Origin of the sequence: Roseateles chitinivorans (genome assembly GCF_002761755.1) — a bacterium.
Taxonomy (GTDB): domain Bacteria; phylum Pseudomonadota; class Gammaproteobacteria; order Burkholderiales; family Burkholderiaceae_C; genus Roseateles; species Roseateles chitinivorans.
This window is the reverse complement of record NZ_PEOG01000109.1, coordinates 1-11354: the sequence shown is the minus strand read 5'-3', so window position 1 is coordinate 11354 and position 11354 is coordinate 1. Positions and strand designations below refer to the sequence as shown.

Here is an 11354-nt window from a genome sequence, read left to right as displayed (position 1 = left end):
GGCCCATCGCCTCCAGCATCGCGCGTTGACGATCGGTCCAGCTCATGCGGGGTGCTCCGTCAGGCGCAGCGTCATCAGCAGCGCGTCCTCGCGGCCGCTGGCGCTCGGGTAGTAGCCGCGGCGCAGGCCGCTCTGCACGAAGCCGTAGCGCTCGTACAGCCGGCGCGCGCGGAGGTTGCTCTCGCGCACCTCCAGCCAGACCTGGTGGCAGCCGCGCGCCCGCGCCAGCAGCCCCAGCGCGTCGAGCATGCGGCGCGCCAGGCCCTGGCCCTGCCGTTCCGGTGGCACGGTGATGTTGAGCAGGTGCATCTCGTCGATCACCTGCATCGCGAGGAAATAACCGCACAGCCGCGCCTGTTCGTCGCGCATGACGAAGCCGGCATAACCCGCGGCCATCGAATCGATGAAGTTGCCCCGCGTCCACGGGTGGCTGTAGGCCACGGCCTCGATCGCCATCACCTCGTCGAGGTCGACCGCGCGCAGCGGCTGCAGCGATTGCAGCGACGGCGGCCAGGCCAGGTCCTTGGGCTGGGCGCTCATCGCGGCACCGATCCCTGCGCCTCGGCCTTGGCGGCCTCGCGCTCGGCGGTCGTCAGCGCGACCTTGTCGCGCACATAGAGCGGCAGCGCCTGGGCGGCGTCTTCGGCCTGCCCGGCCTCGAAGGCCTGCAGCGCCAGCGCGCCCAGGGCGCGGGCGCGGGACGCGGTCTGGGGCACGCGCAGCGCCGCGCCGGTGTCGAGCTCGAAGGCGCCCAGTGCGCTCCCGGCGACGATCGCGGGCGGCGTCTCGCGCCAGAGCGCGCGCAGCGGTTCGAGGTCGACCAGCGCCGGCTCGAGCCGCGCCGACCAGCGCGCGCCCTCCCAGCGATAGCGTCCGAGATAGATCTGGTTCATGCGGGCGTCCATCGCGACCCACACGTCGAGCGGGGCCGCGTCGCCGCCGTCCTGTCGGGCGGCGAGCTGCTGGCGCGCGTCCTCGGCGACCAGCATCAGGCTGTCCAGCGCCAGCACCGGCTTGCCGGCGCCGAAGGCCAGGCCCTGCGCCACCGAGCAGGCGGTGCGCAACCCGGTGAACGCGCCGGGACCGCGACCGAAGCCGATCGCGTCGACTTCGGCCAGCGCGACGCCGGCCTGCTTCAGCAGCGCCATCGCCTCGGGGACCATCCGCTGGGAGGCCAGCGCCCCGCCATCGGCGTCCACAAAAGCAGCATGGCCCTGGCCCACGAGGGCCAGAGCCATGTGTTCGGTCGAGCTATCCAGGGCCAGCAACACGCTCATGCGGCAAGTGTATCGGCCCCGGGCGGCCCGGGGCGGGGCGAGCCCCCGACCGCGTGGGTCACGCGGTCGAGGGCCGTCCGTCAGAACGAGTAGCCCAGCGACATCGTGTAGACCATCGGGCGGAAGTTGATCTTCGTGTGAAGCTCTTCCACGCCGCTGTTCGTCGTCGTGTACGACCGCATGTTGCTGCGCACGTCCGCGTAGGCCGCGGTCGCGGTCAGCGACCACTGCTTGGTGTACTGCACGGTGAAGCCCACGTGCGCCGCGGCGCCCCAGGAGTTCTCCAGCGTGATCCGGGTCGGGCCGCCGCTGATGGCGTCGCCGGTCGGGGTGCTGCGCTTCTTCTCGAAGTAGGTGTAGTTCAGGCCCACGCCGACGAAGGGATGCACCTTGGTGAAGTACTCGCCCAGGTGGTAGTTGACGAACACGGTCGGGGGCATCTGGCGCACGACCGCGATCTGGCCGGCGTTCTTGATGACGCCGTTGCCGTAGATCTTGTGCGAGGGCGGGATGCCCAGCACGATCTCGCCACTCCAGTTCGGCGCGAAGCGGTAGGTGTAGCCGAAGCCGGTGGTGGTCGCGTCGCCGACGCGGATCTGCGCGCCCGGGGCCGGGAACTGGCGGCTGCCGCCTTCCAGCGGACCGGCCTTGCTGTTCACGTCGATGTGGGCCAGGCCCAGGTAGAACGTGTGGGTGCCGACGGCCGGCTGCTCGGCGCGCGCAGCGCCTGCCAGCGCCATCAGCGAGGCGGCCAGGATCAGGGTGATTTTCTTGTTCATGGATGGTGTCTCCGTTCTGGTCGCCGGGAATTACGGCTGGGCAGCCAGGACCGATTGGAAGAAGCCGCGTGCCAGCGCATTGCAGAACGGCGGGACCAGCGTGCCGTGGTAGGCGCCCTGGACCGCGGCCGCGCCGGCCGTGCCGCCGCCGGCGGCCGCGGAGGTCGCCGCCTTGGCTTGCGCGAAACCACCGGCGATCGTGGCCGCCGTCGTGGCGCCGGCCCACTGCATCGAGGCCGCGCTCTCCAGGTTGGAGGCCGGGAAGGCCTTGCCGCGCGAGGCGAAGTCGGCCTGCGCATCGGTGGTGTTGAAGAAGAACACCGTCGGGTCGTTGGAACCACCGCACATCGCCACCGGGGCCTTCGGCGTCCAGCCCAGCAGCGTGTTGGTCTGCAGCGCCTTGCGGTAGTTGGAGGTCGCGTAGTTGGCGCGGAACGAGTCCGTCAGCAGGCCGCCGGTGCCGAACAGCTTGGTGAAGGTCGGGTCGTTCGGCAGCTTGCCTTCCTGGATCAGCTGGGTGATGGTCGACTTCGTCGGGAACAGCGTCTCGGCGGTCTTGTCGTACGGCGACTGGTACACGTCGGACGGCGACGCATAGATGTTGCCGTAGGCCTTCTGGTAGCTGGTCAGCATCAGCGGCAGGAACAAGGTCGCGCCGGCATTGACCGGGCCGGTGGTGGTGATCACGTCGCCGAACTTCACCAGGTTGTACGGGCCGGACATCGGCGCCGCGGCGGTGACGGTGAACTCGGACGCGTAGTCGCGCTCGATGGCCTTCTGCGTGGCCATCGCCACATGGCCGCCCTGCGAGTAGCCGGCGATCAGCAGCTTGGCCGACGGCTTCACCGCGCTGTCGGCATTCAGGTAGGTCTTGGCGGCGCGCAGGCCGTCGACCATCTCGATCGCCGACTGCTCGGCGTTCAGGTAGGTCGTGTACTGCAGGCCGGAGCGGTCGTAGCCGAGGTAGTTCGGCGCGACGACGATGAAGCCCTGGGCGGCGTAGAAGGCCATCACCAGCGAGCCCTCGGCGTTCTTGTCGACCTGGGCCATGTTGAAGGTCTGGTCGGTGGTCGTGCCGTGGGCGTACAGCACCACCGGACGGTTGCCCGAGCAGGCGGCGCCGGTGCCGGTCGGCACGAACACGGCCGTCGAGGCCATCGCGACCACGCCTTGCGGGTCACGCGTCGAGTAGTAGACGTAGCGGATCTCGACGTCGCACTGCGCCGCGCCGGCCAGCGCGCCGATGCCCTTGGCGGCGGTGCCCGCATCGATCTGCGCCTTGGTCACCGGGGTCGTCGAGGCGACGACGCCCAGTTGCACCGCGCCGCGCGCGGGCGGGGGATCGTCGCTCGCAGCGGAGCTGCCGCCGCCGCAGGCGCTCAGCAATGCCGCGGCGGCCAGGGTCAGGCTGGCCAGTTTGAATTGGCTGTTCATTCGGACTTCTCCAGGGGTTGTCTCCGTCGTTCACGCCGTCCCGGCGATCGCGGTCGGCATTAAATCGAACGGTCGTTCGTTTTCTCAGGGATCACTGTAAGCGCTCGATACACGGCGCCCGCAAAAGGAAAACCCTGACAGGCGGCAGCATGCCAGCGTCGCGACGCTGCGGGACGCACAACCTGCCCCTGCGCGCGGCGCGGCCGCAACACTTGCGTGATGACTGTGCGAAGGCGGATGACGCGATGTCTGCGTCTTGCGACAGGCATCGAACTTGCCGGCGGCGGCTCGCCGCAAGCGATGCCGGGCGCTGCGGGGCCAGGTCTTGTCAGGGCTGAAGGAAGGGCGCCGCGCGGTGATGCGCGACGCGCCCGCGCCGCGGAGGGCCGGCAGGGCGCCGGTGTCCATCCACGCTTTGCGCGAGCACCCGGCGCTGCGCGCCAACTGCGCGTCAGGCCGGCGTGATGGTCGCGTGAAAGGAAGGGAGCGCGCCGGCATCCCGCCGGCGCAGCACGCCGTCAGAACGGGTTGTTCGTCGCGCGCGTAGCGGCCTGCGAGCCCATCTGCGTGTGCATCACCGGCCCGATCAGCCGGTCGCTCGCCCACATGTGCGAGGTGGCAGTGGCGTTGGCGACCAGCGTCTTGTCGGTGCACACCGGCGGCAGCGAGCTCGCCAGGCAGGCGGCATCGGTCGAGTTGGACGCACCGTAGATCGACGGATACCGGCTCATCGTGCCCATCAGCTCGTCGGTCAGGATGAGGCCGATGTAATGCCCGTCGTTGCGGATCTTCAGGCGCAGGCCCGCATTGAAGCGGCGCGAGAGCTCGGACAGCAGCGCGGCGCGGTCGGTGTCGGCGTGGGTGGCCTTCTCCCTGATCGCGAACGGCGACAGTCCCATGTCCTGCGTGGTCGACAGGATGATGCGGCCATTGGCGTCGACGATGCGGTTGACCTGCGCGGCCAGTTGCTCGCCCCGCGCCTGCGCCGCGTTGCCCAGGGTGCCGGCGTCCTGCGCCGGGTACTGCGCGTAGAGCTCCAGCACGTCGTTGGCGCCGGCCAGCACGGTCACGAGGTCCTTGCTGTTGAAGCCGTCGAGGGCGAACTGGCGGTCGACCTGCGCGGCCACGTCGGCGACCTTGGCCCCCGCCGCGGCGTACATGCGGCCGGTCGGCGTGGCCAGCTTGTCGGCGTTGCACTCGCCGAAGACCAGGCCGAAGAAGTTGGCCAGCGACTGGGTCCAGACCGGATTCAGGCCGCAGGTGACCGCGCCGGTGGTCGTGTCGGTGCCATTGATCGAGTACTTGCTGCCATCGCTGCGCAGCGCGCTGGCCTCGTCACCGAAGGCAATGATCCGCGTCGGACGGAAGGGGTCGATCTGCTGGCCGCCGCCGCCGCAGGCCGCCAGCATCGCGGTCGCACCCAGCAGCACGGCCAGGTGGCGCTTCAGACTCTTCATGAACTCTCCAAATCTCGAAAACTCAGCGGGGCGAAAAGGCCGCCGCCGCGCGGGACAAGCGGTCCCGCACCCCATCCCAGGCGGCCTCCTGTGGAGGCGCCTCGATCCAGATCTCCGTCGCGCCGGCCGCGTCCAGCTCGCGCAGGACGGCGAACAATTGCCGGGCCGCGGCCCGCGCGTGCGCGGGCATCGCCCGTTGCAGCGCCGGCGCGGCGCCCGTCCCGGCGAAGGACGTGCGGGAATATACCGCCAGCCCCGCCGGACACTCGCCTGCCAGCGCCTCGCGCAGCGCGTCGGTGGACATCAGCCGGACCGTCGCGTGCGGCGCATAGTGCGCCGCGAGTGTGCCCGAGGCCCGCGGCGCCTGGGCGTCGGGCGCATGTAAAGCCATGCCGGCCGCGGCCTCGAGCTGCGCCGGCGTCAGCACGCCGGGCCGCAGCAGCACCAGGCCGCCGCGACTGACATCGACGATCGTCGACTCGATGCCGACCTCGCAGGGCCCGCCATCGAGCACGGTCAATCCGGGCTCGAATTCGCTGGCGACATGCGCGGCGGTGGTCGGACTGACGCGGCCGAAGCGGTTGGCGCTGGGCGCGGCCAGGCCTTCGACGCCCAGGGCCCGGCATTCCGCCATCAGCGCGCGGAAGACCGGGTGGGACGGGCAGCGCAGACCGACCGAGTCCTGGCCGCCGGCGGCCGCCGCGGCGATGCCGGGGACGCGTCGCACGATCAGCGTCAGCGGGCCCGGCCAGAAGGCTTCGATCAGCCGGTGCGCGACCGGCGGCAGGTCCTGCGCGAACACGCGCGCGCCCTGCTCGTCGAGCACATGGACGATCAGCGGGTGGTCGCTGGGACGGCCCTTGGCCGAGAAGATCTTCGCGACCGCTTCGTCGCGGTCCGCGCGTGCGGCCAGGCCGTAGACGGTCTCGGTCGGCACGCCGGCCAGTTCGCCAGCGGCGAGCACCCGCGCCGTCTCGCGCACCGCCTCGGGCGATCGGCCGTCGAGCACCATCGTGCCGACCTCCGTCACCACGTGTCCGGCAGGCCGAGGATCGCGCAGGCGCGGCGCGCCTGCTGGCGCGCTTCCTCGGCGGTGGCGCCGATCACGTTCAGGTGGCCCATCTTGCGGCCCGCGCGCGCCTGCGCCTTGCCGTACAGGTGGAGTTCGGCGCCGGGCAGCGCCAGCACGCCGGCCCAGTCGGGCGCGCGCTCACGGCCGGCGCCATCGAACCACAGATCGCCCAGCAGGTTCAGCATGACCACCGGGGAATGCAGGCGCGGCTCGCGCAGCGGCAGGCCGGCCATCGCGCGGACCTGCATCTCGAACTGCGACAGGTCGCAGGCGTTCATCGTGTAATGGCCGGAGTTGTGCGGCCGCGGCGCCATCTCGTTGACCACCAGGCGACCGTCCTTCAGCACGAAGAATTCGACGCACAGCACGCCGACGTAGCCCATCCCGGTCGCGATCGCGGCGGCGGACCGGCGCGCCTGCGCCTGCAGCGCGGCATCGACGTCCGGCGCCGGCACCTCGGTGACCGCCAGGATGCCGTCGCGGTGCAGGTTCTGCTGGACCGGGTAGGTGACCACCTCGCCGCCCGCGCCGCGAACGACCAGCACGCTCAGCTCCAGCGCCAGCGGCAGCATCTGCTCCAGCACGCAGTCGACGCGGCCGAGCTCGTCGAACGCGGCGGCCAGTTGCGCCCGGTCGGCCACGCGGCGCTGGCCCTTGCCGTCGTAGCCCAGGCGGGCGGTCTTCAGGATGCCCGGCAGCAGCGCGTCCGGCACGGCCGCCAGGTCGGCGGACGAGCGCAACACCGCATAGGGTGCGCAGGCGACGCCGCTGGCGTCGAAGTGGGCCTTCTCGCGGGCCCGGTCCTGGCAGATCGCCACGGCCGAAGCGCCTGGCGCGACGACACGGCTGCGCGCCAGCTGTTCCAGCGCACGGGCCGGCACGTTCTCGAATTCGGTGGTGATCGCGTCGCAGCGGCGGGCCAGTTCCTCGAGCGCGGCGGCGTCGAGGTAATCGGCCTTCAGATGGTCCTGCGCGACGGCGCCGGCGGGGCTGGCCGCGTCAGGGTCCAGCACGACGCAGCGGTAGCCCAGCGCCTGCGCGGCATGGACGAACATGCGGCCCAGCTGGCCGCCTCCCAGCACGCCCAGCGTGGCGGCGCCCGGCAGCAGCGGCATCAGCGCAGCTCCTCGGTCATCGCGGTCGCGGCGGCAGTCTGCCGCTTGCGGAACGCGTCGAGCCGCTCGCGCAGCGCGGGGTTGTCGCGGGCCAGCACGGCCACGGCGAACAGCGCCGCATTGCCGGCGCCCGCGGTGCCGATCGCGAAGGTCGCCACCGGAATGCCCTTGGGCATCTGCACGATCGAGTGCAGGGAGTCCACGCCCTGCAGGTGCCGGCTCGCGACCGGCACACCCAGCACCGGCACCAGCGTCTTGGCCGCCAGCATGCCGGGCAGGTGGGCCGCGCCGCCGGCGCCGGCGATGATGGCCTTCAGGCCGCGGGCCTCGGCCTGCTCGGCATAGCTGAACATCTCGTCGGGCATGCGATGGGCCGAAACCACCCGCGCCTCGAACGGCACGCCGAACTCGGTGAGAATGTCGGCGGCGTGCTTCATGGTCTCCCAGTCACTGCTGGAGCCCATGACCACGCCGATGACGGGGGCGATGTCGGGAGTGGTGGCGCTGCTCACGGGTCGGTCCTCGATCTGTCAAATCGTGAAACCTTGAATTGTAGGCGGGCAGCCTCAGGTGCCGTTCTTGCCGCCTGGCGAGCGTCGCCGGCCTGTTCCGTTCTCCCCCACCATGACCGACATCACCCTCCAAAACTTCGAAGCCGACCTGCTGCAGGCGTCCATGCAGCAACCGGTGCTGCTGGACATCTGGGCGCCGTGGTGCGGCCCCTGCCGCACGCTCGGCCCGATGCTGGAGAAGCTGGAGGTGGCCTACGCCGGCCGCTGGAAGCTGGCCAAGCTCAACAGCGATGACCAGCCCGAGATCGCGACGCAGCTGAGCCAGGCCTTCGGCGTGCGGTCGATCCCGTTCTGCGTGATGTTCGTCGGCGGCCAGCCGGTGGACGGCTTCGTCGGCGCGATCCCCGAGGCCCAGATCCGCGAGTTCCTCGACCGCCACGTGCCCACCGGCGAGGCGCTCGAGGCCGAGGAGGACCTGGCCGAGGCGCAGGCGCTGCTCGAGGAAGGCGACGCCGACGGTGCGCTGCAGAAGCTGCAGGCGGCGGTGCAGGCCGATCCGTCGAACGAGGTCGCGCGTTTCGACCTGATCCGAGCCCTGCTGGAGGATGACCAGCTCGCGCATGCCAAGGCGGCCTTCGCACCGGTCGCCCACCTGGCGGCGGACACGATCACGCCGCATGCGCGCTTCCAGGCACTGGCCGCATGGATCGCGGCGGCGGAACGTGCCGAGCAGGGCCTGGACCCGGCGGCGCTGCAATCCGCGATCGCGGCCAACAAGCGAGACTTCGACGCGCGCTTCGCGCTGGCGCAGGGCCTCTTCGCCGGCCGCGACTTCACCGGCGCGATGGACGAACTGCTGGAAATCATCATGCGCGACAAGACCTGGAACGACCAGCTCGCGCGCAAGACCTACGTCGCGATCCTCGAGATCATGACCAAGCCGGCCCAGCCGGCGCACGGCGCCACCGCCCCGCAAGCCGGCGCCGGCGGCCTGCAGCTGTCCGGGCCGAGCACCGTGGCGCCAGCGGATCCGCTGGTGGACCAGTACCGGCGCAAGCTCAGCATGGCGCTGTTCTGAACAGCGCCAGTCGCGTCGGAAGCAACGCCTCGAACGCCCCGGAGCAATCCGGGGCGTTTTTTTATGACAGCTTGAAGATTCATTTGTGATGTGGCGGATCGCCAGCAGCGCGCATGCGGACGCTGCCGGTTGCCGCGGCTTGTCGTTGTTCTGTCGCGGTTGCTGGTGACAGTGCGGGGCTTTCGGATTTCCCGATTCCTCCCCTCACCGCACGCGCCCGATGAAGCACCCGATGCCCACCGCCCTGGTCCTCGCCCTGAGCCTGGCCCATTCCCTCCCCGCCGCCGCCCAGTCCGCAGCGCCTGCCGCCGCTGCCGCCCCCGTGTCCGCCGACATGCCGAGGACCGACGCGACCGCCACCGGTGGCGAGCGCTCCGAACTGGAGCGCGTCACCGTCTCCGTCGGACGCGGCCAGCTGCGCTCCGTCCAGAGCCTGAGCCAGGCCGAATTCGACAACGCGCTGGCCGGCAGCAGCCCGCTCGCGACGGTCGCGCGCCTGCCCGGTGTGAACTTCCAGTCCGCCGACGGCCTGGGCAACTACGAGTGGTCGACGCGCTTCACCGTGCGCGGCTTCTCGCAGAACCAGCTCGGCTTCACCCTCGACGACGTGCCGCTGGGCGACATGTCCTACGGCAACTTCAACGGCCTGCACATCAGCCGCGCGATCGCGAGCGAGAACGTCGGCCGTGCGTCGCTGTCGCAGGGCGCGGGCGCGCTGGAGGCGGCCTCGTCGAGCAACCTGGGCGGCACGCTGCAGTTCTATTCGAGCGACCCGCTGGAGCGCTTCGGCCTGCGGGCCTCGCAGACGGTCGGCAGCGACTCCGCCCGCCGCACCTTCCTGCGCGTGGACAGCGGCCGCTCGGCGCTGGGCGAGTTCTTCATCAGCTACGCCGACCAGGATGCCGACAAGTGGAAGGGCCACGGCCAGCAGAAGCAGGCGCAGTGGAACCTCAAGTGGGTCAAGGCCATCGGCGACAGCCGGCTGTCGGCCTTCGTCAACACCTCGCGCCGCAAGGAAGTCGACTACCAGGACCTGTCGCTGGACCTGATCAAGCGCCGCGGCGACACGCTGGACAACTTCTATCCGGACTTCGCCGGCGCGGTCAACGCGGCCAACACGCTCTGCGGCGCCAATGGCAGCACCTACGTCGCCGCCTGCGACGACCAGTACTACGCCGGGGCCGGCCTGCGCAACGACGACCTCGCCGGGGCCACGGCCGACCTGCGCCTGGCCCAGGGCATCACCTGGAAGACCACCGCCTACTACCACCGCAACAAGGGCATGGGCCTGTGGTTCACGCCCTACCAGGCCTCGCCGGACGGCACGCCGATCTCGGTGCGCACCACCGAGTACGGCATCCACCGCTGGGGCGTCGTGTCCAACGCCGAGTTCGACCTCGGTGACCACCTGGTCAAGGCCGGCGTCTGGTTCGAAGACAACGACTTCGACCAGGCTCGCCGCTTCTATGCCGCATCGCCGTCGACGAGCGTCTACCGCTTCCCGAGCAACCCGTTCCGGACGCAGTGGCAGTACGCGTTCAACACGAAGACCTCGCAGTTCTCGCTGTCGGACACCTGGTCGCTGAGCAGGAACCTGACGGTGGGCGCCGGCTTCAAGGCGCTCAAGGTCAAGATCGACGGCCAGCTCGAGGCCGGCAGCGACATGCCGTCCGGCTCGATCACCGCCGAGAAGGGCTTCTTCCCGCAACTGGGCATCAACTACCGGCTCTCCGCGAACAACGAGCTCTACGGCACGATCGCCCGCAACATGCGCGCGTACCAGGGCGCCGCCACCGGCACCTCGCCGTTCGCGACCTCGGCCGCCGGTTTCAACGCCATCAAGGACAAGCTGAAGCCGGAAACCTCCGACACCTTCGAAGCCGGCTGGCGCACCAGCGGCCGCGGCTACGAAGGTTCGGTCAGCGCCTACCTGGTCAACTTCAAGGACCGCCTGCTGAGCGTGCAGCAGGGCACCGGCATCCAGGGCAACCCGGTGGTGCTGTCCAACGTCGGCGACGTGCGCGCCACCGGCATCGAGGGCGCGATCTCCTTCCGGCTCGCCTCCGCCCTCACCTGGTACAACAGCGTCAGCCTGTCCAAGTCGACCTACCGCGATGACGTCGTCAGCGGCACCACGACCGTCGCGATCCGCGGCAAGCGCGTGGCGGACGCGCCGGACACGATGATCAAGTCGCAGCTGGGCTACGACGATGGCGCGCTGTTCGGCACGATCGGCGTGGACTACATGTCCAAGCGCTACTACTCGTACACCAACGACGCCTCGGTGCCCGACCGCACGCTGGTCAACCTGAGCGCCGGCTACAAGATGAAGAACGTGTCGATGCTGCGCGAGCTGAGCCTGCAGGCCAGCGTCACCAACCTGTTCGACAAGCACTACATCTCGACGATCGGCTCGAACGGCTTCACCAACAGCGACCCGAACGGCACCTATGCCACGCTGCTGCCGGGCGCGCCGCGTCAGTTCTACCTGACGCTGACCGGCAGGTTCTGAGGCCATGGCGCACGATGTCGATGCGCCGAAGGCCGGCCCATCCGATGCCGCGCGGCTGACGCGCCGCCGCCTGCTGGCCCGCTCGCTGGCGGCGCCGATCGCGGCGCCGCTGATGGGC

General features: G+C 70.4%; 10 protein-coding genes. 2 read left to right on the top strand and 8 right to left on the bottom strand.

All coding sequences use genetic code 11. The features are described 5' to 3' along the window. Positions 1-42 precede the first annotated feature (42 nt). The 8 genes from rimI to purE form a co-directional block, all read right to left on the bottom strand. Complete coding sequence (gene rimI / locus CS062_RS23895) at positions 43-540, bottom strand: ribosomal protein S18-alanine N-acetyltransferase (protein WP_099864261.1); 498 nt, start codon at positions 538-540, stop codon at positions 43-45. Continuing rightward, a complete protein-coding gene (gene tsaB / locus CS062_RS23890; RefSeq protein WP_099864260.1) occupies positions 537-1277 on the bottom strand; it encodes a tRNA (adenosine(37)-N6)-threonylcarbamoyltransferase complex dimerization subunit type 1 TsaB in 741 nt (246 codons plus the stop codon). The genes rimI and tsaB overlap by 4 nt, the downstream gene beginning before the upstream one ends. An 80-nt stretch (positions 1278-1357) precedes the next feature. Then, positions 1358-2056 carry an OmpW/AlkL family protein gene (locus CS062_RS23885; protein WP_099864258.1) on the bottom strand — a complete coding sequence of 233 codons (699 nt, stop codon included), beginning with the start codon at positions 2054-2056 and terminating at the stop codon, positions 1358-1360. A 30-nt stretch (positions 2057-2086) separates the two neighbouring features. Then, complete coding sequence (locus tag CS062_RS23880) at positions 2087-3490, bottom strand: alpha/beta hydrolase family protein (RefSeq protein WP_099864257.1); 1404 nt, start codon at positions 3488-3490, stop codon at positions 2087-2089. 518 nt (positions 3491-4008) lie between these two features. Further along, positions 4009-4947, bottom strand: coding sequence for an SGNH/GDSL hydrolase family protein (locus CS062_RS23875; RefSeq protein WP_099864256.1), 939 nt, complete (start codon positions 4945-4947; stop codon positions 4009-4011). A gap of 22 nt (positions 4948-4969) precedes the next feature. After that, positions 4970-5959, bottom strand: coding sequence for an L-threonylcarbamoyladenylate synthase (locus CS062_RS23870; protein ID WP_099864264.1), 990 nt, complete (start codon positions 5957-5959; stop codon positions 4970-4972). A gap of 14 nt (positions 5960-5973) precedes the next feature. After that, positions 5974-7134, bottom strand: a complete 1161-nt coding sequence (locus tag CS062_RS23865; protein WP_099864254.1) for a 5-(carboxyamino)imidazole ribonucleotide synthase — start codon at positions 7132-7134, stop codon at positions 5974-5976. Further along, entirely contained in the window at positions 7134-7622 is a 489-nt protein-coding gene (gene purE, locus CS062_RS23860; protein ID WP_099864263.1) for a 5-(carboxyamino)imidazole ribonucleotide mutase, read from the bottom strand. The genes CS062_RS23865 and purE overlap by 1 nt, the downstream gene beginning before the upstream one ends. 136 nt (positions 7623-7758) lie before the next feature. Between purE and CS062_RS23855 the strand changes: the two genes are divergently transcribed. Together CS062_RS23855 and CS062_RS23850 are read left to right on the top strand one after the other, a co-directional pair. Beyond that, positions 7759-8724: a tetratricopeptide repeat protein gene (locus tag CS062_RS23855; RefSeq protein ID WP_099864253.1), complete on the top strand. Its 966-nt coding sequence runs from the start codon at positions 7759-7761 to the stop codon at positions 8722-8724. Between the two features lie 232 nt (positions 8725-8956). Then, positions 8957-11236 carry a TonB-dependent receptor gene (locus CS062_RS23850; RefSeq protein WP_099864251.1) on the top strand — a complete coding sequence of 760 codons (2280 nt, stop codon included), beginning with the start codon at positions 8957-8959 and terminating at the stop codon, positions 11234-11236. Positions 11237-11354 lie beyond the last annotated feature (118 nt).